This window comes from Luteibacter sp. (genome assembly GCF_035539195.1).
In the GTDB taxonomy this organism is placed as follows: domain Bacteria; phylum Pseudomonadota; class Gammaproteobacteria; order Xanthomonadales; family Rhodanobacteraceae; genus Luteibacter.
This window is the reverse complement of sequence record NZ_DATLIW010000031.1, coordinates 1-21,278: the sequence shown is the minus strand read 5'-3', so window position 1 is coordinate 21,278 and position 21,278 is coordinate 1. Positions and strand designations below refer to the sequence as shown.

Annotated in this window: 14 protein-coding genes; 7 read left to right on the top strand and 7 right to left on the bottom strand. The window is 64.3% G+C overall.

What is annotated here, in order from left to right:
- Positions 1-2 precede the first annotated feature (2 nt).
- From VM621_RS11885 to VM621_RS11855, 7 genes are all read left to right on the top strand, one after another.
- The gene (locus tag VM621_RS11885) at positions 3-779 is read left to right on the top strand and encodes a serine aminopeptidase domain-containing protein (protein WP_325469173.1); all 777 of its coding nucleotides are present in this window, start codon (positions 3-5) and stop codon (positions 777-779) included.
- On the top strand, positions 776-1,621 hold the full coding sequence (locus VM621_RS11880) for an alpha/beta hydrolase (protein ID WP_325469172.1): 846 nt from the start codon (positions 776-778) through the stop codon (positions 1,619-1,621). Before VM621_RS11885 ends, VM621_RS11880 begins: the two co-directional genes overlap by 4 nt.
- Positions 1,618-2,622: a UDP-glucose 4-epimerase GalE gene (galE, locus tag VM621_RS11875; RefSeq protein WP_325469171.1), complete on the top strand. Its 1,005-nt coding sequence runs from the start codon at positions 1,618-1,620 to the stop codon at positions 2,620-2,622. The genes VM621_RS11880 and galE overlap by 4 nt, the downstream gene beginning before the upstream one ends.
- Positions 2,619-4,253, top strand: a complete 1,635-nt coding sequence (locus VM621_RS11870; protein ID WP_325469170.1) for a hypothetical protein — start codon at positions 2,619-2,621, stop codon at positions 4,251-4,253. Before galE ends, VM621_RS11870 begins: the two co-directional genes overlap by 4 nt.
- Complete coding sequence (locus VM621_RS11865; RefSeq protein ID WP_325469169.1) at positions 4,250-5,797, top strand: oligosaccharide flippase family protein; 1,548 nt, start codon at positions 4,250-4,252, stop codon at positions 5,795-5,797. Before VM621_RS11870 ends, VM621_RS11865 begins: the two co-directional genes overlap by 4 nt.
- Entirely contained in the window at positions 5,794-6,939 is a 1,146-nt protein-coding gene (locus VM621_RS11860; protein ID WP_325469168.1) for a GNAT family N-acetyltransferase, read from the top strand. The genes VM621_RS11865 and VM621_RS11860 overlap by 4 nt, the downstream gene beginning before the upstream one ends.
- Positions 6,940-7,010: 71 nt before the next feature.
- Complete coding sequence (locus tag VM621_RS11855; RefSeq protein ID WP_325469167.1) at positions 7,011-7,844, top strand: TIGR04325 family methyltransferase; 834 nt, start codon at positions 7,011-7,013, stop codon at positions 7,842-7,844.
- A 16-nt stretch (positions 7,845-7,860) separates the two neighbouring features.
- Here the strand turns inward: VM621_RS11855 and VM621_RS11850 are convergent, their stop codons facing one another.
- The 7 genes from VM621_RS11850 to VM621_RS11820 form a co-directional block, all read right to left on the bottom strand.
- Positions 7,861-8,427, bottom strand: a complete 567-nt coding sequence (locus tag VM621_RS11850) for a hypothetical protein (RefSeq protein WP_325469166.1) — start codon at positions 8,425-8,427, stop codon at positions 7,861-7,863.
- A gap of 232 nt (positions 8,428-8,659) precedes the next feature.
- The gene (locus tag VM621_RS11845) at positions 8,660-11,770 is read right to left on the bottom strand and encodes a CusA/CzcA family heavy metal efflux RND transporter (RefSeq protein WP_325469165.1); all 3,111 of its coding nucleotides are present in this window, start codon (positions 11,768-11,770) and stop codon (positions 8,660-8,662) included.
- Positions 11,770-12,903, bottom strand: a complete 1,134-nt coding sequence (locus VM621_RS11840; protein WP_325469164.1) for an efflux RND transporter periplasmic adaptor subunit — start codon at positions 12,901-12,903, stop codon at positions 11,770-11,772. The genes VM621_RS11845 and VM621_RS11840 overlap by 1 nt, the downstream gene beginning before the upstream one ends.
- On the bottom strand, positions 12,900-14,171 hold the full coding sequence (locus tag VM621_RS11835) for a TolC family protein (protein WP_325469163.1): 1,272 nt from the start codon (positions 14,169-14,171) through the stop codon (positions 12,900-12,902). Before VM621_RS11835 ends, VM621_RS11840 begins: the two co-directional genes overlap by 4 nt.
- A 73-nt stretch (positions 14,172-14,244) precedes the next feature.
- Positions 14,245-14,628, bottom strand: a complete 384-nt coding sequence (locus VM621_RS11830) for a hypothetical protein (protein WP_325469162.1) — start codon at positions 14,626-14,628, stop codon at positions 14,245-14,247.
- 344 nt (positions 14,629-14,972) lie between these two features.
- The gene (locus VM621_RS11825; RefSeq protein WP_325469161.1) at positions 14,973-15,848 is read right to left on the bottom strand and encodes a hypothetical protein; all 876 of its coding nucleotides are present in this window, start codon (positions 15,846-15,848) and stop codon (positions 14,973-14,975) included.
- 914 nt (positions 15,849-16,762) lie between these two features.
- Positions 16,763-21,013 carry an RHS repeat-associated core domain-containing protein gene (locus VM621_RS11820; protein ID WP_325469160.1) on the bottom strand — a complete coding sequence of 1,417 codons (4,251 nt, stop codon included), beginning with the start codon at positions 21,011-21,013 and terminating at the stop codon, positions 16,763-16,765.
- Positions 21,014-21,278 lie beyond the last annotated feature (265 nt).

The window sequence follows — 21,278 nt, the reverse complement described above, 5'->3', positions numbered from 1 at the left end:
CGATGCGCCAGGATGCAGAAGTACCGTTCTTCTTCGGCCCGGACGCGGCATTGTTCGGCATGTACCACGCGCCGGCCGTGCCGGCGCGCCGCGCGGTACTGATGTGTCCGCCACTGGGCCAGGACCTCATCCGTTGCCATCGGCTTTACCGTCAGCTGGCCCAGTCTCTGGCCGAGCAGGGCCTGGCCGTGCTGCGCTTCGATTATCACGGCACCGGCGATTCCGCCGGTGGTAGTGCGGACGTCGACTGGGAACGCTGCGTCGCCGATGCAACGGTCGCGGCGGCCGAGCTCCGTCGTCGCTCCGGCGCGGATCGCCTCGTCGCCTTCGGTGCGCGCCTCGGCGGCAGTGTCGCCCTGGCCGCGGCGGAGCAGGCGCGTTTCAGTGAGGTGATCGCCTGGGATCCCGTGCTCGAGGGTGAGGCCTACGTCGGCGAACTCGACGCCATGCAGGCAGCCTTGCGCGAGGACGCCAGCCGGTTCAACCAACCACGTAGCCACAGCGACGTCGCCGAGCAGTGGCTCGGTTTCGATATCGGCGAGACCCTGCGCGGCCAGCTGCTCGCGTTGCGCGTGGCACCCGCCAGCGTGCCCACGCTCGTACTGGATTCCCTGCCCGACGCCGCTGGTGCGCGCTGGGATCGAATCGTTTCCCGGCGCGGCAAGGTCGCGACCATCGCGCCGCCGACACCGTGGGCCGACCTCGAACGGCTGGAGACGGCGATTCTCTCCCATCCGCTCATCCAGGCCGTCACCGGGCGTCTGAAGGAGGTCGCGTGACCCGCGAGGAAGCTCATCGTTTCGGCCGGGCGCGACATCTCGTCGGCATCGCGGGCGTGCCCGAAGGGGTACGCGGGGAGACCGGCGTGATCGTGCTCAACGCCGGCCTGGTCCACCGCATCGGCCCGTTCCGTCTGCATGTCGAGTTGACTCGCCAGCTCAACGCGGCAGGGTACCCGACGCTGCGCTTCGATCTCTCGACCCTGGGCGACAGCGCTGCGAGTGGCGGCCAACAGACGCGCACGCAACAGGTCTGCGCCGACCTGGACGATGCCATGAAGCTGCTCGGCGAGCGCGCCGGCTGTGAGCGCTTCGTGCTGGTCGGCTTGTGTTCGGGGGCGCAGAACGCCCACATGGTCGCCGCGACGGATGCGCGGGTATCGGGCGCGGTGTTCCTCGACGGCTACGCGTTCCGCACCCTCGGTTACAAGCTTCGGCACTACCTTCCGCGGATGGTCGACCCGGGACGCTGGGCGCGCCGGTTGATGCGCGGCGCAGGCAATGGTTCGACCGCCGCCGTTCCGAAAGCGGCCCCGCAGCCCGTCTTCGCCGTGGCGCCGGCACCGCGCGAAGAGGTCATCGCCGATTTCACCGGCATGGTCGAGCGTGGCATGAAGCTCTACCTGGTCTATTCGGGTGGCATCAGCAACTACTTCAACCACGCGCGCCAGTTCCGCGAGTGCTTCGGCAAAGTCATGAGCCACCCGGCCGTCACGACGCGCTATGCCGCCGAGACCGATCACACCTACATCCTCACCGGCGACCGTGCCCGACTGCTCGACGGCATCGGCGGCTGGCTTTCGCACAACTTCCCGCCGGCGAACGCCGGGAGGCACCCATGAAGACGGTCCTGGTCACCGGCGGCGCCGGCTATATCGGCAGCCACACGGTGCAGCAACTGGTCGCCCGTGGCGATCGCGTCGTCGTGATCGACAACCTGTCCACCGGCTTTCGCGAGGCGGTGCGCGGCGCCGCCTTCGTCGAGGGCAACGTGGGTGACTGCGAACTCGTGTCGCGGACCCTGGAGACCTACCAGGTCGACTCGGTGCTCCACTTCGCCGCGCACACGGTGGTGCCGGAGTCGATGAGCGATCCGCTCAAGTACTACGGCAACAACACCTGTAACACGCGCAACCTGCTGGCCTGCTGCGCGCAGGCGGGCGTCGACAAGTTCATCTTCTCGTCCACGGCGGCGGTCTATGGCACGACCGACGCGGGCGTGGCGGATGAAGAGACCCAGACCCGGCCGATCAACCCCTACGGTACCTCCAAGCTGATGTCGGAGACGATGCTGCGCGACTGGTCGGCGACCGGCGCGGTGCGTCATGTCATCCTGCGCTACTTCAATGTGGCCGGTTGCGATCCGCTGGGTCGGATCGGCCATTCCACGCCGGAAGCGACGCTTCTGATCAAGGTCGCCTGCGAGCACGCGGTGGGCAAGCGCCGCAGCGTATCGATCTACGGGACGGATTACGACACACCGGACGGCACGGGCGTGCGCGACTACATCCACGTCGAGGACCTCGCTTCCGCGCACCTGCGGGCGCTCGATCATCTGCGCGACGGTGGCGCTTCGTTGACGCTCAACTGCGGCTATGGCCATGGCTACAGCGTGCGCGAGGTCGTCGACGCGGTGGCACGCGTCGGCGGCCATGCGCTCAACGTGATCGAGCTGCCACGCCGTCCCGGTGACATCCCCAAGCTCATCGCCTGTAGCGACCGGCTGCGGCAGGAACTGGGCTGGACACCTCGTTATGACGATCTCGACTTCATCGTGCGCACCGCGTTGACCTGGGAATATCACCTGGCCGGCGCGAACCTGCCCACCGCGTCGGTGGCATGAGCACGCGTTCGCACGTGCTCTTCGTCATCGCCTGCGTACTGGCGCTGGCGGCCTCGCTCGCGTCCGTGCCTGCGCGCTCCACCGCGAGCGGCATGGTCTCGGCGCAGCGTATCGAGGTGCGGCGTATCGCGGGGCAGGGCGACAACCTGCCGCTGTCCGTGGGGATTCCGTTGCCTCCCGGTGTCCTGCGCGACACCGACCACCTGCGCATCCTCGACGCGCACGGGAAGGAAGTCCCTGCCGCGGTGACGCGCATGCTCACCTGGCATGACCGGGACGGCAGCCTGCGCGCCGTGCGTGCGGAGTTCATGGCTGCCCAGGGGACCTACTATTTCGCCCTGGGCGAGCCGCGCTCGGCGAACCTGCCGGTGTGGCCGTATACCCGCGGGATGGTCAAGGACCGCCCGGCAGCCCTGGGCACCTTGACCCCGGAGTGGCTGACCGCGTCGTTGATCGCCGGCCCGCAGTCCGTTGCCACCCGCGACGAACCGTATGCCCGCTATGTCGACGCCCAGTTCAAGTGGGCGGCCGCGCTGCCGGTCAAGGACACCACGGCATGGTTGTTCGACCGGCCATCCACGTTGTTCAAGGCGTACGTGCGTACCGGCCGTGCCGATTACCTCGAGGCGGCCGAAGAGAGCTATCGCTGGTACATGGCGGGCATCAAGCGCGACGGCCCCGCCGTGAGTCCGATCTGTGGTGGCGGCTGGCTTCCCGATGGCAAGCCCTGCGACGTCAAGTACGTCTATATCGAGCCGATCCTGCTCGCCGTGGCGCTGACCGGCGACGACTCGATGCATGACGCCGAAACCGTCGCGAAGATGGCCGACCTCTGGAACAGCGGTGGCTGGAACGGTGCTCCCGGCCCGTACAAACACCCCGACGATTATTTCACCGAGCGACTGGCCGGCCTGGGACTGATCGAGACCGTCGCGGCGTTCGAACTCACCGGCGACAAGCGCTATCGCGAGCGGATCGATGCCCGCGTCGGCTGGCTCAGCGACCAGCAGCGTGCCAATCCGGACGGCCTCGGCAACGACGGTTCCTGGCGCAACAGCTGGAACGTTCACGAGAACGACCCGGGCGGCGCCGACGACGTGCGCGGCGCGTCGCCCTGGATGAGCGAGAACATCGTCGACGGCCTCTGGCACGCCTGGCTGGTGACCGACGATTCGCGCATCCCGCCCATGCTCACCGCCTTCGGTGGGTACCTGGAACGTTACGGCTGGATCGATCCCTCGTTGCTCGTGCACCCGCATGACTGGCGCAACGAGTGCTCCGGATCGGGTGGGCAGATCGCCTGGTACTGGTCCTCGTCGCACGCGAAGAAAGACGCCCTGATGAAGATCCAGGAGTCGGAGGGCTGGTACAGCGACGGTCATACCGTGGAACTCGGCCTGCCGGTCGCCGCCGCGTACTATTTCGAGAAAGATCCGGCCAAAGCGGCCGCGTTGAAGAAACGCTTCGCCGCATTGTCCTCGTCGTACAGCGATGCCTGCGCATCCATCGCCGATACGCTGCGTCGGTTCAACTGGAACAACCGGGGTGCCGGCGTGGCGCAGTGGATGATGAAGCAGCCGGCGGGTTCCGGTCTCACCCGTGCGGCGAACCTCGTCGGTAGCGCGCCATGAATCGCCGTGTCGCCGTGTTGCGCAGCATCGGCATCGTCACGGTGTCTACGTATATCGAGTACGCGCTCGGGCTGTTGATGAGTGTGTGGATCGCGCGCTCACTGGGTCCGGCGGATTTCGGTCGCTATGCCTTCACGGTATGGTTGTGTGGCTGGCTCATTGTCTGCTCGAACCATGCGCTGACCACGTCGTCGACCAAGTTCATCGCCGAGGCGGACGGCATGGGCGACCCCACGCTCGCTTCCAGCCTGGCCGCGCGTTTCTCTCGCATCCAGACCTATAGTTCGCTCGTCGTCATCGGACTGTTCGCCTTGATCGCCGTCTTCGCCAGCCCGGCGGAGTGGGGCACCTCGCTGCTGCCGATCATGGTCCTGGTCGTGATCGCCGTCGTCGCCAAGTCGAACTACGCCGTGCTCGTCGCCATCGGCAAGGGGCAGGAGCGCTTCGAGCCCGAGGCCATCGCCACCGTCATCGCCGGCATCGTCGGCATGGTCTTCGTCCTCGGCGCCATGCTGCTGCACGCGGACCTGATCACCTTCGTCGCCCTGTTCGCGGTCGCCTGCCTGCTGTTGAACCTGATAAACCGGCTTTCCTACCGTTACTACTGCCGCGCGTTCGCCCCCGGTCCCATTCCGCCGGCGACGAACGCGCGGGTGAATCGCCACCTGAAACTCACGGCCGTGCTGGTGCTGATGGGCTCGTTCCGGGTGGGAACCATCGAAGTGTTCCTGCTCAATACGTTTTCCGGGTCGGTGGCGGTCGGCTATTTCGCCATTGCCGGCACGCTGACGCGCGGCGCCGTGCAGCTATTCTCGGTAGGGCTCACCTCCACGCTGCTGCCGTACATGGCGAAGACCTTCGGCGAGAGCGGGACGGCGCGAGCGGCGCGCTTTCTTTCCGAGGCCACCCGCTTCTATTGGGCCGTCGGCGTCGCCATCGCCGGTCTCGGGTTGGTGACCACGCCCGAAATCGTCCGGCTGATGTACGGCAACCGCTACATCGATGCGATTCCGGCCATCGAGGCGACGCTCGTCCTTGGCGGCCTGTTGTTGATCGGCAATGGCATCGCGGCATTCCAGACGGTGGTCGATCGACAGGACGATCGCATTCGTATCGCCACCGTTGCCGTCGTCGCCAATGCCGTGCTCGGTATCGCGCTCATTCCGACGTTCGGGCTCGCCGGGGCGGTCGTCACATACGCGGGCACCCGTATCGTGGAGATGGGCCTGGCCATTCACTACCTGCGCAAGGCGACCAGCGGGGCGCTGCCCGTTGCGGCCATGGCCCGGCTGTTCGTCGTCGGCCTGGTCTCGACCGGCGTGGCCTGGGCCGTCACCGTGGCCACCCCTTCGCGGCTCGGCTTCCTCGTCGGCGCCGCCGTCTTCGTCGTCATCTACGCACCGATGAGCGTCGTCGTCCGCTATTGGACCGGCGAGGACCTGCAGCTGATGGCCGGCATCAGCCGGCGCCTCGGCCCACCCGGCCGGGTGTTCCTGCGCGCCCTCAACGTGATGCAGCCCTCCGCTGCGAAGGCCAGTCCATGACGTACCTGAGCGCGATCCTGCGCAGCGTCGACGAACTGCGCGGCATGCGCGACGAGCTAGCGGCCGTCGCGGAAAAGCCTGGTGCGGCCAGCGGCATCGTGCAGCATCCGGACTGGATCGCCTACGAAGTCGACAGTCGCGACGACGGCACGGTGCCTCATGTGATCGTCGTGCGCGACAGTGCGGGGCACGTCGTCGGCTATGCGCCACTCCTGGCCATCCTGCATACGGCACGGCTCGACCTCGCCGGTCGCCGCTTGCGCCTGTTTCGAGGCGCGGCCCTGCGCCTGCTCGGCGCCGGCATCGTCGCCGCACACGCCGACCGCGAGACCGTCGAACTGGTGGTGAGCCGCCAACTCATGGGCGATGCCGACGTCAGTGTCGTACGCATCCAGGAGGCCGACCTGCCCAATCGCTTCGCCGAGGCGCTTTCGCGTGGGGGCGGCTTTCGCACCGTCGCGGCGCATCTGCTCGACCAGGTGCATTGGTCCATCGACCCGCAAGCATCGTCGGAGGCATGGCTGGCCAGCTTCGACAAGAAGAAGCGCGGCGACCTGACCCAGCGTGTGGGCCGTGCGTATCGCAAGCTCGGCGGCGACGCCGCGCTGCACACTTTCGACCGCCCCGAAGACATGCCGACGTACTGTCGGCTGATGAACGAGGTCTACGCACGCACCTGGCATCACGAGGACCTGCCGACGGATTGGGAAGCGCCCGAGCGTGCCGCCCTGTTCGCCCGGCTTGCGGGCGCCGGGCAGTTGATCGGCCATGTGGTGGTGAGGGAAGGGCGCCCGCTGGCCTACGTGCATGGTTACCTTCTTGGTGGTACCTATCTGGTCGACGACCTCGGTTACGACGAAGATGTCGCCAAGGTGGGTATCGGTTCGGTCGCCACCTTCCAGGCGATACGTGCGCTGATCGATCGCTTTCCCGGCGTACGGATCAGCTTCGGCTATGGCGACAACCAGTACAAACGCGTGCTGGCGAGCCGCAGCGAGGCGTGTGGTTCGCTCTACGTGGTGCGCGGGACCCGTGCGACCGCCGGATTTCACGCCTACGGCCCGGTGCGCTGGCTCTATCAAGGCCTTCATCGGGTTCGCAAGGACATCATTCGTAAGAAGTCGGTAGGTCGGACGACCTAACGCATGGGTCGTATAGGCGGCACGGGGATAGTGGCGCACTCTTGCCGTGTCGAAGCTGCACGAGCTGCCCCATGAACGCCCATGTCGACTCCACCGGTTCGGAGGCGATGGCACGGCTGCCGTTGTTACGCCAGTTCCAGGAAGCCCGCTATACGCGGCGGTTCTTCGCCCACCACGCGCTTACCCACCATTTGTACCGCGGTGTGTTCCCGTCGTTCGAGGCTGCCCAGGCGAGCATCCCGCCGTCGAGCGTGAGCGGTTACGACAACACCGAGTCCGCGGATCTGTACCGCGAACGCACGCGGCGGATCTTCATCAACGACTATCCGATGATCTACTGGCTGGGTCGTTGGTTCGCCGAGGGCGCCCACCGCGTGTTCGACATCGGCGGCCACATCGGCATCGCCTATTACGCGTACCGGAAGTATCTCGTCTATCCGTCGAGCCTGAGCTGGACGGTGATGGACGTGCCCGCGGTGAACGCGGCGGGGGCGCAGTGGGCGATTCAACACGATGCCGCGCGAAGCCTGCACTTCGCGGACGAGGTCGGTGCCGCCTCGGGCTCCGACGTGCTGTTTGCCGCCGGGTCGCTGCAGTACCTGAGCTATTCGTTGGAAGGCGCGCTCGCCGCGATGGCGGAGAAACCGCGGTTCCTGCTGCTCAATTCCGTACCGATCCATATGCGCGAGTCGTACTTTACGGTACAGAACATCGGGACGGCGTGCTGTCCTTACCGCGTCACAGCGGAGCGGGAGTTTCTCGGTGGGCTTGCGGCACTCGGTTACGAATTGCAGGACCGCTGGGAGAACCCGCTGCGGTCCTGCATCATCCCGTTTCATCCGGACAAGTCGCTGGATCGGTATTTCGGGTTTGCCATGAGGCGAAGGGACAATCACCAGGAGTGACCCTTCGCGTCGAGGGTCAGCGTTTGAGCCACTCACGTGGGGACATGCTGCCATCGGCAAGCCGTTTCAGGTTGGCCGTCTGTTCCGGGCTCGGTTCCGCAGACCAGAAATTGTCCATGACGTAGACTTGATTGCCCACCGCCTTCGAAAATTGGATCTCCAGACCCCAGATATCGGGTTCCTTCCTGGCCGTCGTGTTGAACACATAACTCGGCGCCGACTTAGGGCGGAGAGTCCGCGTTTCGATTTCCAGGCCATCGGCCCCAAGGTATCGGAACCTGACCTCGCTTTCCTTGCCGTGAAGCCAACCGCTGTGAACCAACAGGCGCACGCCTGCCTTCAACTTGAACGTTATGGCTCCGTGGCCTCCCAGTTCGAGGTGTACTCCGTCGCCGAACTGGTCCGGGTCGACGCCGGGTGGCGTCGTCGGTACGGGTCCGTCGCCGAACTTATGCAGATCGTTGTCGGTTGCGTCGGTGCTTACCACCATCCAGCCCGTATCGACGTCGCCGTCTGATAGCAACGTTCCGACAGGAACGGCGTTGAAGCTTTCGTTTACCCAGTCCGGGGTCCGATCGTCCATGATGCTCTCCTGCGCGCCTGGCGCGATGTCTGTCGTTAGGCGCCCCGTTAATGAGGCGCACGTCCGATGGTCGTGCGCTGTCGCAAATGTTTCAACGGCGGCTGACAGGAATGATGGGAGAAAATCGGCATGCCGGCGACGAAGTGACTGAGGGTGCCCCCTTTTCCGCAGTAGCAGGCCAGGTTCCGGTAAGCACCCATCGGTCGTCCCGCGATCGCTGCACGTGCTCCTGTCAGGAAAGGGAGGCTCTGGTGACCCTACGCTGCTCCATCCAGTCGTAGAGAACGGGAAGAAGGACCAGCGTGAGCAGGGTCGAGGTGATCAGGCCGCCCACGACCACCGTCGCCAGCGGCCGCTGCGTTTCCGCACCGACGCCGGATGAGAGCAGCATGGGAACGAGCCCGAGGATCGCCACGCTGGCGGTCATGAGCACGGGCCGTAGTCGCAACGCCGTTCCCCGGACCACCGCATCGCGCACACTCAATCCCGCGTGCTGTTGCTCGTTCAGGAAGCTCACCAGGACAATGCCGTTCAACATGGCCACGCCGAATACCGCAATGAAACCGATCGCCGAAGGTACCGAGAGGTATTGCCCGGTGATGAACAGCCCCACGATGCCGCCGATCACCGCGAAGGGCACGTTGGCGAGGATCAGGCCGGCGTAGCGCACCGAGTTGAACGCGGTGTAGAGCAGGATGAAGATGAAGAGAATGGTCGCCGGCACGATGATCGACAGCCGCTTCAACGCGCGCTGCTGGTTCTCGAACGCGCCGCCCCATTCGGTGTAGTAGCCGGTCGGTAGCTTCACCGCCTGGGCCAGCGCCGTATTGGCCTGCTGGACGAAGCCATCGATATCGCGACCGCGCACGTCCATCTGGATCACCGCATACCGCTGCAGCTGCTCGCGGCGGATGAACGAATAGCCTTCCGCCGTGCTGACCTTGGCCACTTGCGACAACTGCACCAGCGCTCCCGACGGCGTGCTGACCGGAATGCGCTCGATGGCGGACAGCGAGGCCTTGCTGGTGTCGTCAAGGCGCAGCGTGATATCGAAGCGCTTGACGCCATCCAGCAACGAGCCCACAGGCTCGCCGCCGATGCCGTTGCGAACGACCGTGAGAATGTCGTTCGCGTTGAGCCCATAACGAGCCAGCGCGTCGCGGTCGACTTCGATGCGAATCTGCGGCTTGCCGATATTCGCTTCCAGGCCAAGGTCGGCGACGCCGGGTACGGTGGCCAGGGTGTCCTTGATCCTGGCGCTCAGCCGATCCAGCTCGGCCAGATCGTTGCCGTAGAGTTTCAATGCCAGCGTGGCGCGTACACCGGAGATGAGTTCCTCGATACGCATCTGGATCGGCTGGGTGTAGCTGACCACGGCGGTCGGCAGAATCGCCGTGAGCTCGGTCTGCATCGCTTCCTGGATGCTCTCCAGGGTCTCGCCCTTGCGCCACTGATCCTTCGGCTTGAGCGGGGTATAGACCTCCATGTAGTTCACGTCGGCGGTCTCGCCTTTCTCTGCGCGTCCGATCATCGCCAGGGTCGTCTCGACCTCGGGGAATTTCGCCTTGATCCGCAGCGCCACCTGGTTGGAGATATCGATCGACTCCTCGAGCGAGGCAGAGGGGATCGAGGTGATGCGCCACATGATCGCGCCTTCGCGGAGGTTGGGCATGAACTCCTTGCCCAGGAACGGGAACAGCGCAAGGCTGCCGACAAGGGCCGCCGCCGCGATGCCGATAACGGCCTTGCGGTGTCCGAGCGCCCAGTTCAGCAGGCGTGCGTAGCCGCGCTTGAGATAGGCTACCAATCGCGTGTCTTTCTCTTGTTTGGGTTTGAGCAAGAGGGCGGCGAGCACGGGAATCAGGGTCAGGGCCAGGATCAGTGAACCGGCCATGGCAAAGCCGATGTTGAAGGCCATCGGCTTGAACATCTTGCCTTCCAGTCCCTGTAGGCTGAACAACGGCAGGAAGACGACGATGATGATGCCGATGGCGAAAGCGATGGGACTGGCCACTTCGCGCGCGGCCTCGAGCACGGCCGCGGTCTTGTCCACGGGTCCGCCCTGCGATTGACGCTCGGCCATGATGCGGAACGCATTTTCGACCATGACCACGGAGCCGTCGACCATCATGCCGATGCCGATCGCCAGCCCTGCCAGTGACATGAGGTTGGCCGAAAGGCCCGCCTTCTCCATGCAGATGAATGCGATCAGCATGGCCAGCGGCAAGGTCACGACGACGATCAGGGCACTGCGAAGTTCGCCCAGGAACAGGAACAGCACGATGGCAACGAGGATCGAGCCCTCGATCAGTGCGCGCACGGCGGTGCCGACGGCCGCGTTGACCAGGTCGGTGCGCTCGTACACGGGTTTGACGATGGTGCCGGCGGGAAGCGCCTGCCTGACCGTGTCGAGTTTGGCTTTCACCGCGTCGACGACGCTCTTTGCGTTCTCGCCGATGCGGGCGAGGGCCTGGCCCATCACCACTTCCTTGCCATCGCGGGTGACCGCGCCGGTACGCGGCGCGCCGGCCTCGGTGACCGTGGCGACGTCGCGCACGTAAACAGGCGTGCCGTCGTCGGTCTTCAGGACGATATTGCCGATATCGGTGGCGTTCTTCACCAGGCCCAGGCCGCGGACCAGATACTGCTCGCGGCCCACGTCGATGAAGTTGCCGCCCACCTGCGCGTTGTTGGCTTCCAGCGCCTGCATCACTTCCTTGAATCCAAGGTTGTGCGCGATCAGCCGCATCGGGTCGACCCGCACCTGATACTGCTTCTCCTGGCCGCCCCACGAGGTCACATCGTCCACGCCGGGCGCTGTGCGCAGGATCAGTCGCACGGTCCAGTCCTGCAGCGTGCGCAGGTCCATGTCCGAAGGGTTGTTCTTCAGTTCTTCATCGGCGCGTTCCACCGTGTACCAGAACACCTGGCCCAGGCCCGAGGTATTCGGTCCCATCTCCGGTTTGCCATAGCCCGCCGGCAGGCGATCGCCCACCTGTTGCAGACGCTCGTTGACCAGCTGGCGAGCGAAATAGATGTCCATATCGTCGGCGAAGTACACCGAAACATAGGACAGCCCGAACAGGCTGACCGAGCGGATCTCTTCCACCTTCGGCAAGCCGGCGAGCGCCGACTCCACCGGCGTGGTCAGCAATTGTTCGACGTCTTCGGCGGCCAGTCCGGAGGCTTCGGTGTATACGCTCACCTGCACGGGCGTGACGTCCGGGAAGGCATCGATCGGCAAGGTGCGAACCGCCTGGAAACCGAGGAAGCCGACCACCACGAAGACGATCAGCACCAGCACCTTGTATTTGAGAGAGAGTTCGACCAGACGTTCGAGCATCAGTCTTCTCCCAGCTGCGAGCGCAGGATGCGAGCCTTCAAGGCGAACGCGCCCTTGCGCACGTACGCTGCGCCGGCGCCAAGGCCCTGCTTGATCTGGGTCCAGCCGTCGCGGGTCTCGCCGACCTCGACCGGGACAGGTTCGAACTGACCGGGCTGCTTGCCGCGAACGAAGACCGTCGGCTGGTTCTGCAGCAGAACGATCGCATCGGCCGGCACAGCCAGTTGCCGCGTGTCCGAAGTGATCGCGATCCGGCTTTCCACCAGTTCGCCCGGATGCAGCACGTCTTTCTCGTTGGCGACCTGGATGCGGACGTCGACGGTGCGCGTCTTTTCATCGGTCTGGTGAGAGCGCTGAAGGACCTTGCCCGGTAGCTCGGTGCCGTGCGCCACGATGGTCACGAGGTCGCCTTCCTTGATCTGTTCCGCCGCCGCTGGCGACAGGCGCGCTTCCACCCATACCGATGCTTCGGTCACCAGGGTGAATAGCGGGCGGCCCGGTTCGATACGCTCGCCGACGAGGAAGGCATCGGTCGTCACGCGTCCGGCGCGCGGGGCGAGCAGCTCGAAGCTGCCATCGGCGGCGGACGATCCGCGCCGGATCAGATGGCTGATCTGTCCATCGGACAGCCCGTAAGCCTTGAGCTTGGCCTTGGCCTGATCGCGCTGGACCAGGGCTTCGTTATAGCGACGTGCCGACACTGCCTGGGCGCCGAGCGACGCGACGCGCTGCCAGTCCTGGCTGGCCACGATCAGCTGGCCTTGCGTCTCGGCCACCTCGATGCTGGACAGCACGACCAGTGGCGCACCGGCGGCCACGACGTCGCCGAGCCTGGCCTTGCGCGCCACGACTTGCGAGGGAACGCGGGGCGAGACCAGTACGGTGTTATAGGCATCGACCTTGACCTCGCCAGGGGCCTTGATCTGGTCGGACACCGTACGAACGGCCAGCGTATCGACGACGATACCGGCCGTCTTGATGGCGGCGGCGTCGAGCACGAGCGGGTTGCTCGCGACTGGCTCGCTGGCGGCCGGTGCCCTGGCGTCTTCCGCGCTGGCGGTCAGGGACAGACCGCCGAACAGCAGGACCATCGATAGGGACCATAGTGTGGGGCGAAAGAGGTGCGTGGTCATCGGGAGATATCCTTGGAGGGGCCATCGATCCAATCGGTGAGGCGACCGGCCGCAGCGAGGTAATCGAACCAGGCCTGCCAGGTCTGGCTTTCCAGAGCGAGGCCCGAGAGCGCGGTATCGAGGCTCTGTTTGAGTTGCACGAGGTAGTCCGAGGTGCCGATCTCACCGGCCTGCCACAGCTTCTCGAGTGTTTGCGCGCGCTCGTCGAAGGCATTCGCACGGCTCTGCCGGAACGACACCGTCGCGTCGCGCAAGGCGGTGTAGGTGACCTGGGTCTGCTTGAGGACGGCGTCCGAGCGCAAGGTGGTTGCCCGTCGCGAAGCGAATGCCGCATCGGCGTCGGCCTGCGCGGCAGCTATCTCCGCCCGACCCGTGTTCAGAATCGGGATCGGAATGGCAACGTTGATGCCGATCACCCGATCGCTACGCGTGCCACTGCGGACGCTGCCTCCGGTCAGGCTGATCGTGGGGTCCGGGCGCCGCGCGCGCTGGGCGACGACGACGCCGGCCTCGGCACGGTCCTGGTCCGCCTGCGCCTGGAGCAGCTCAGGCCGTTCGCTCGCAGCCAGCGGAACGACGGACGCCGCGCTCGGCGGCAAGACACCGGGCAACCCGGGCAAGGCGCCCTCGGCGTCGCCACCGACGGTGGCAAGGGCGGCCAACGAACTCGCTTCCTGTCCTGCCAGCGAGGCCTGTTGGATCTGTGCCTCGCCCAAGGCCAATCCCGCCAGATCGCGCTCGGAGGTGCTGATATCGCCCACCTTCAGGCGCTGGGCGGCCAGTTCGTCGAAGCGTCCCATCAGGGCCAGTCGGCGCTTGCCCAGCTCGCTTTGTTCCCGCGCGAGTACGGCACCGGCCCAGGCTTTCAGCCAGTCCGCAGCGATATCGCGGCGTTCGAGGGCGTAGGCCGCTTGTCTCGCGCTAACCTCGGCCTCGCTCTCGACCATCCGTGCCCGGCGCTTGCCGAACAGGTCCAGCGAAAGGCTCGCGCCGGCCGTCCGCCGATCGACATCGGCGTTCTCGGCTTCCAACTGCACCGAGGGGTTGTACAGCGGCTGCGCCGCCGCGCGGGCACGCGCCTGTGCGGCGCGAAGCTCGGCAGCGGCAACCTGCACCTGTGGACTCTTCGACCACAGGGCGCGAAGGGCGGCCTGAAGCGCAGGGGGAGGGGGCAGGGCCGGCGGATCGCCCTGGTACGGAGACGCGGAAACGGTGGCGGCAAGGAACACGCACACGGCGCCCCAAGGCGCTGCACGCAAGAAAAACATACGGTGAATCTCCTGAAAACCAGCAACGATCGACGTGCCCGCTTTAACGGGCGACCGTCGGAGACGAAGGGTTTCAGGCGATAGGTGGCCGCAGAGGCGAGCGAGCGAACAAGGGACTCGGCGCCACCGGTAGGTGAGTCACGACTACCGGCAAGGAGACGACCGCCGCCAGGGCAGGCATGGCCGACGGCAACGCCGTCGCGTGAGCACACGCACAATGACAGCCACCGGATTCGCCGAGCAGGCAGGCATCGCCATCGCTCGTCGCCGCATCCGCTTGCATGCCACCGATGGCCAACACGCGATCGGCGGACGGTGTATCGGACAACAGCCGAGGGCCGTCCATCATGCAAGCGGTACCCGCCGCGATCTTGATCATCAGTGCCGCGATCAACAGGATCCAGCCGCCCTTATGGCGGCGGAATCGCTGAAGCATCGTGGGCAGGGTGCGGGGCATGGCGTGGATGCTAGGCGATGGTGGGTCTGTTAGACAATTTCATTCGATCCGTCGACCTCCCAGCCTGAAGCCACGCCATGTGGGAGCCTGAAGCCGCTCCATGTGGCAGCCGCTCCAGCGGCGATTCCATGTGGGAGCCCCTCCAGCGGCGTTTCCATGTGGGAGCCGCTTCAGCGGCGATAGCCTCGCCGTCGCCGTCGCCGTCGCCGTCGCCGTACCGTCCAAGATCGTGATACGTCTGGTTATCGATGGAACGTCTGGCCAACGCGTCCTAGCATAGGTCGCAGCTCTGTCCAGGTGATCCGGCTTGACTTCGAGCAGTTAGCCATTGTCGACGACGCCGATCACCGCCGTGCTTTCCTCGTCTGGCCGAAGACATTGGCAGGGAGGTGCCTATCCGCAAAGAAAACGACCTCCTCGTTCTCGACAAAGTAGCTAGCATCCACCCGAATGTAGAAATCTGCACCCGAGAACTTGCAACTTGTCAGGAAGGGCGACGCCGCTACGACCTCTTCCCATGCCAATCGCCGTCCGACGAAGCATTTGCCGCGATCGAATACCTTCAGTTGCTCGAGACCCTGGGCATCCAAGCGGACTGAACTGCATTCAATAAGGCGCTTCGCCCAGGCAATAGAGCCAGCCATGAGCGCGTAGCCCCATATATGCACAGGGATGCCGGAGAGGTGCGCCCTTACGTCGATAATCAGCCATAAGCCGCCCAGGAAGGTTGAAATCAAGCAGACCCATCGCCCTACGACATTAGGCTTGCTAGGTCTTAAACGACGAGGTAACGACGCGGCCAGAGTTTCGACAGGGAGATGTGCTTGCACGAATGCGACGAATTCTTTTTCGTCGTTGAACGACGCGATATTCAAGCTCGCTTCGAATTTTTCGCCCTTGAAGCGGTAGTTCAGGTGCCGCTGCCTGAAGAGCACAATGTCACCCCAAGAAACACGCCCTCGGACAAAGAATTTTCCGTCATAGAAGAATCTTGTTTGCTCGATACCATCTCGATCAAGAATAGCCGATTGGCCCTCAAAGATTGTCGATACGACCATCAAGGTAAAGGCAACAGCGCTCACGCCGAGGAAGAACAAGACGGCGACAAACTCGCCGCGCAGGCTTTCCTCGATCAGCATGGCGCCAACGTAGCCCATGGCGCACATAGCGAACATCAATACAACAGTCGATAGTTGACTCGCTTTCAATGTGTCCTTCATGCGTCAATGGAACAAGTCGCATATTTGTGCGCGGCGCCCATGGTCGCCGCCCAAGAATATCCGTTCACGCTTCTTGCGCCTATGCAGTAAAGTTTCGTCACAAAAAAACCTCGATTTAGTGAAGCCTCAACATAGCGGAATGTCATTGGTGACTTGCAGCTAAGAGAATCGATGAAAAGAAAAGTATGGTGGGAATCCACGATCGAATTGAGGGAACGCTTTCGTCGAAATCGACGCGGCGAACGTGGGGTCCAGTCGCGTCGTGACTCAACGCACGATCGATTTCCGGAATGTAGGTAGTCATCCTTGCCACAAGACGCTTGTAGTCGTCCTCTGTTTGCCGCTCGCGAGCCTTGCCGTGTACAGCGACGTTTCTGCGAAGAAACGTCGAGTCGTAAAGGTTGTACGACTTTCTGAGAGCCGCGGCATAAATCTCGTTGGTCGGGCAATAGGTTTCGTGGTCTGCGGCTTGGATGGCTCTTCGAGGACTGGTGCCAAAACTGATTGAAGGCGCTCCGCCGTTCCATTTATCGATCTTCAGGTCAGATGTTGAGGCGTCGTATCACCAGTGCTTCCGACTCAACGCGACCTCAATGTCGTGGAAGGTCAAGGGATCGTATCGAGCATATACCCGTGTAACGACGTGATCGGCACCGACAGCTCTCAGGAAGTTTCGATATGCCAGGAGGTGTGCATGAAAGGAAAACTCTTCTGGAAAGTGTCGACTGAAGTCGAAATGTTCAAAGGAGACGCCGCACTCGTCCCGCATCACCTCGAGATCATCTTCGGCTCGGTCTCCGTAAATATTGAGGTCATGCAGCAATCTTGTCGTAGGCGTCCATCGAGCGATCTCACGACTTCGGTAGCCGCACAACCTGAGATAGGCCTCGGACAGGGGCTCAATTCGACGGGCCTCATTCACAGTTGTAAGCCTCTATGAGGTCAGTTGCAGCCAAGGCCGCTGACACGTAAGGAAGGCGCTTTGCCACCCCTCGACCCGCATCACGAAGAACTCGTCGTTGCGACTTACTGATGCTCCCCGCCTTACCAAGTTCGTGAACCCACTGACTATAGGGTGAAGTCCTCGAACCGGCCTTTCCGCCACCCGCGATTCCTGAGCGAGGCTTGTCTGCAGTTCTTCCGAAGGCTGTATTTGCTGCACCCAAGGCAGCCGACCGCTCTCTACCGATGAAGGTTTCGTTCTCGCAATCGCAATGATATGCCTTCCACTTTGACACCGCGTAGTCGAAGGCAGCCCCAACGCCCGCACCAATCAGGATGGGTACGAAAGCGACCTCGCCCGTGGGATCGGTATACATCCACGGCGACCCATTCGCATAAAGATAAGGATTAATCCCCCCAGCCAACCCGATCGGATCGACCTGCACATACCGCCCCGATGCCGCGTCGTAATCACGAAAGTAGTTGTAGTAAAGCCCCGTCACCGCGTCATAGCGCTGCCCGGGAAAGCGCAGATCGAACACGAAGCGCGCCCCGTCCGCGTCCGGGTCTTCATCCGGCAAGCCCGTACCAAACGGATCGTCGCTCGGCCGCCAGCGCCACAGTGTGGCTTTCCTCACCGGATCGATCACCGCACGCGGCGAGCCGAGGTGATCCGGCTCGATGTAGAGCAGCTTACCGTTATCGACGAGGCCGACGAGGTAGTTGTCCATCCACACGGCCTGCCGTGTGACCTTGCCTGTGCTGTCGTAGTCGGCGAGCCAGCGTCCGGCTTCGTCGTAGAGGATCAACGAGGTCTTCGCGCCGGCTGTCTCGGTGCGCAGGATGCGTTGGTCGGCTGCATCGTAGCCGTACGTCACCAGCGAGCGGCCTTGTTCCGTCACCGAGCCAAGGCGCCCCGCTGCATCGGGCACGAGCGTGGCATCGCCGATCGCAATCGTATTGCCGGCCGCATCGTATCGGCGTGTCTTGCCATCGGCCGTCGTCAAGTGATGGCTCGCGGGGTCGTAGAGGTAGGTCTGCTTGACACCGCCGACGGTCATCGCCGTGCGGTCGCCGGTGGTGTTGTATTCGAAGCTGCGCAAGACGTTCCCGCTGCTCGATGACGCCACGGACTTCAAGTGCCCCAATCCGTCGTAACCGTAGTCGAAGGCATAGGCGCGCGCTGCTTGCGAGGCGATCTCGCCGCCGGGTGTGTAGCCGAGCGCATACATCTGGTAATCCGGTCCACCCCAGGCGGTGACGCGGCCGCTACTGTCGCGGGTAACCGTCAGCTCGCTCCCGTTGCCGTAACGCCAGCTTTCGATCAGGTCGAAGGGGCGATAGGCCACATAGGTGATGACGTCTGTGTTTGCGCCACCCAGGGGTTGAGCACTGACGCCGGCGATCGATCCATCGGCGTCGTAGCGATAGGTCGTGCGCGCACCGCCGTCGACAGCGACCTCCTGCAAGCGGCCCGCCGGCGAGTAGCGATACGTCACCGCCTTGCTCGTCGTGCCCCAGGTCTGGATCTTGCGCACGATGTTGCCGGGCGCGTCGTAGCAGAACACCGTCTTGCTGCTCGATTGCGTCATGGACGAGAGCCGGCCGATGCCATGCCGTTCGTCGGCCGAGCAAGCCGCCTCTGGTGTGTCATAGGTGAAGCGCGTATCCAGCTTCGCGTCGTTGTAGCGTACGAGCGTCGGCCGGCTCAGGGCATCGCGCGTGACGCTGTAGCTGCCCACGCCACCGGCACCTTCATGACGGCTGAGGAAACCGGCGACATCGTGCTCGTCGAGCGACTCGCCGCTATCCGGACTGTCGACCGCGCCGACGTCGCCCAACCCCGTAGTCAGGTAGTGCGTGGTGAGACCCTTGGGGTCCTTGATCGAAGCCAGCTGGTCCAGTGGGTCATAGGTGGCCGTGGTGCTGGCCTCGAGTCCGCCCGCATCGCGAATGGACTCGCGCAGACGCCCGAGTGCGTCGTAGTTGGCGGTCGCCTTGCGCCCGTCGGCGTCGGTGGTGCCGGTGGGGCGACCCACCTCGTCGTACGTATAGCGGGTGACGGCGTTATTCGCGCCGGTTTCGGTCTCGACGCGGCCGAGCGCGTCGAACGTGCGCTCGATCTGGATCTTCAGCAGCATGCTGTCGTACGCGAGCTCACCGATTCGGTGGCCCGCCGCGTCCAGCTCGAAGCGGAGGCGGTGGTTCGACGGATTGGCGACCTGGATCAGCCGACCGGCCTTGTCGTAATCGAAGCGCAGCGTCACGCCGTCGGCATCGGTGATCGACGCGACATCGCCTCGTGGCGTGTAGGTCAGGGTGGTCGTCGCGACGACATGGTTCGGCCGCGTTTCCTCGACCTCGGTCGTTCGCCCGCGCTTGTCGTAGGTGTAGTCAACGATGGTGCCTTGCGCATCGCGGCGGGAGCGCACGCGACCGGCCACGTCATAGGCGAGGATTTCCTCCGCATGACCCAGTGCATCCTCCGACTTCCACAGGTCACCCTTGCGGTAATCGCAGGGGCCTGTGGCGCAGTTGGATGCATCGGTCGCGCGATAAGTGTGACGGGCCAACGTGCCGATCCTGCCGGTGTCGCTGCGTGGACCTTCCTCGAGAACGAGCCGCCCGGTGGTGTCGTAGGTCATCCGCCAGCTTCGGCTCAACGTGAGAGCCGCGCCGGACTGGGTGGGATCGACGGCGCCCCAGGCTTCGCGCGCCGTCAGGTTGCCCACGGCGTCATAGGTGAAACGCTCCTCGTGGCCCGGCCAGGTGATGCGTGCCGGCAGGTCCATCGTCGGATGCCATGTCGTGACCGTCCTGCGGGCGGACGGCGTACCCGGCGCCTCGGTGCGCTCGATCTCGTTGCCGTTGACGTCGTACTTGTACTCGGTGATACGGCCATCGAAGCCCGTGCGCCGCAAGACCGTGCCATCGGGGTTGTACTCGATCGTCGAGTTTGCCGCACCGCATCCCGCGCCGCCGGGCTGGTCGACGCCGACCAGTCGACGCGAGCCGCGGACCTCGGCATAGCGATAGCGGTGCACGGCTTTAGTGGGCCCGGTGACCGCGACGCTGCCGTCGGTCCCGCGTAACAGCGCCACCGCGTCGACGCCGTTCGCATGCTCGCTGCGGACGGCGCGGCCCTTGCTGTCATACCAGAAGGTCGCGAACAGTTCGCCGGTCTCGTCGACGATGCCAGTGAGAAGGTGCGGAATGCTCGCACCACCTTCGACATAGCCCTGCGCGTTGTAGATGTAGCGCTGTGAGGTGCCGTCGGCATAGGTTGCCGATGCCAGATCGGCGTTGACACCCGTATCGGCCGTTTCGTCGTAGACATACGTCACGGTGACGCTCGCCCCCTCGCTGACGGTGGCGATGCGCCCGGCGCTGTCGTAAGCGATGGTAAGCTTGCGACCCTGCAAGTCCGTCACTTCGACGAGGGCATGCGTGTAGCGAAGGGTGACGTGTCGTGCCGTTCCTGCGGCGATCGACACCAGATGGCCATTCGTGTCGTAACGTTCTGCATCCTGGCCAGCGGCTGGACGGTAGACCCAGCCGTCGCCCTCGCGTGCCAAGAGACCGCGCGGGTCGACGGCGCTCTGGTAGCGACCGGCGGATTCGACGAAGTCGATGCGCTCGCCCGTATGGCGTTGGAGACGGATGCGTTTGCCGTCCTTGCCATCCACCACGCTGAGCGAACGGTCGTAGGTGCCGCGCCAGCGGCTGCCGAGCGCGGCCATGCCCGGCAGGGTCGGGTTGCTTGCGCGCGAGCCCTCGCCGTTGCCGACGACACCACTGTTGTAATAGCGCGACCAGGCCAGCGGCGAGCCGCCGGTGGCGGCGATGTCGACGACTTCCTGGTACTTGTTGTTGAGGCCGACGTTGATCGGGTTGCCGACGTTGGGGCGGGTTTCGCAGTCGCCGGGGCCTAGGTCGGATTGGTGGTTGGCCTCCGGATCGGGATCGGGATCAGGACCCGTGCCTGAGCGGCACACAACCTTGCCCCAGTAGGTACCCACCGCCAATTCGCGATTCGGATACGGTCCCCAGGTCTGGTCGCCCTTCACAATGTAGAGTGACGGCGGATTACTGCAGGCGAAATAGCGGTATCCGTCTGTCGAGGTGCTCCCGTGAGAGCCGCCGGACGTGGTGTAGGTGTGATCGGCGATGTAGATCGAGCCAAGGAACCAGATATGGGTAATGGCGCAACCTGTGTAGGACATTTGTTCGCACCGGTTTGCGACCTGTTTCCCGGCGGCTACGTTTACGTCGGTGTAGTACTCGTTCGGTGAGCCCTCCCTGTTCACTTCGTACTCGACATATGGCGCGACGTCGTCTGCCAGTGCATCGGTCGTTGTTAGCGACAAGGCAAGCGCATACAACGCCCCAGGCGCAATCCTTCGCATACATCCATCCATCGGGTAGGTGAGGGCGCGGAGTCTAGGTAGGCGAAGTGCCGCTGTCTGTCATCCCAGTGCAGAAAGTCGA

What these genes read in the sequence shown, in the direction of transcription:
- VM621_RS11885 (WP_325469173.1), top strand. Translation starts at nt 3, where the DNA reads ATGCGCCAGGATGCAGAAGTACCGTTCTTCTTCGGCCCGGACGCGGCA.
- galE (WP_325469171.1), top strand. Translation starts at nt 1,618, where the DNA reads ATGAAGACGGTCCTGGTCACCGGCGGCGCCGGCTATATCGGCAGCCAC.
- VM621_RS11870 (WP_325469170.1), top strand. Translation starts at nt 2,619, where the DNA reads ATGAGCACGCGTTCGCACGTGCTCTTCGTCATCGCCTGCGTACTGGCG.
- VM621_RS11865 (WP_325469169.1), top strand. Translation starts at nt 4,250, where the DNA reads ATGAATCGCCGTGTCGCCGTGTTGCGCAGCATCGGCATCGTCACGGTG.
- VM621_RS11860 (WP_325469168.1), top strand. Translation starts at nt 5,794, where the DNA reads ATGACGTACCTGAGCGCGATCCTGCGCAGCGTCGACGAACTGCGCGGC.
- VM621_RS11855 (WP_325469167.1), top strand. Translation starts at nt 7,011, where the DNA reads ATGAACGCCCATGTCGACTCCACCGGTTCGGAGGCGATGGCACGGCTG.
- VM621_RS11850 (WP_325469166.1), bottom strand. Translation starts at nt 8,427, where the DNA reads ATGGACGATCGGACCCCGGACTGGGTAAACGAAAGCTTCAACGCCGTT.
- VM621_RS11845 (WP_325469165.1), bottom strand. Translation starts at nt 11,770, where the DNA reads ATGCTCGAACGTCTGGTCGAACTCTCTCTCAAATACAAGGTGCTGGTG.
- VM621_RS11840 (WP_325469164.1), bottom strand. Translation starts at nt 12,903, where the DNA reads ATGACCACGCACCTCTTTCGCCCCACACTATGGTCCCTATCGATGGTC.
- VM621_RS11835 (WP_325469163.1), bottom strand. Translation starts at nt 14,171, where the DNA reads ATGTTTTTCTTGCGTGCAGCGCCTTGGGGCGCCGTGTGCGTGTTCCTT.
- VM621_RS11830 (WP_325469162.1), bottom strand. Translation starts at nt 14,628, where the DNA reads ATGCCCCGCACCCTGCCCACGATGCTTCAGCGATTCCGCCGCCATAAG.
- VM621_RS11825 (WP_325469161.1), bottom strand. Translation starts at nt 15,848, where the DNA reads ATGAAGGACACATTGAAAGCGAGTCAACTATCGACTGTTGTATTGATG.
- VM621_RS11820 (WP_325469160.1), bottom strand. Translation starts at nt 21,013, where the DNA reads ATGTCCTACACAGGTTGCGCCATTACCCATATCTGGTTCCTTGGCTCG.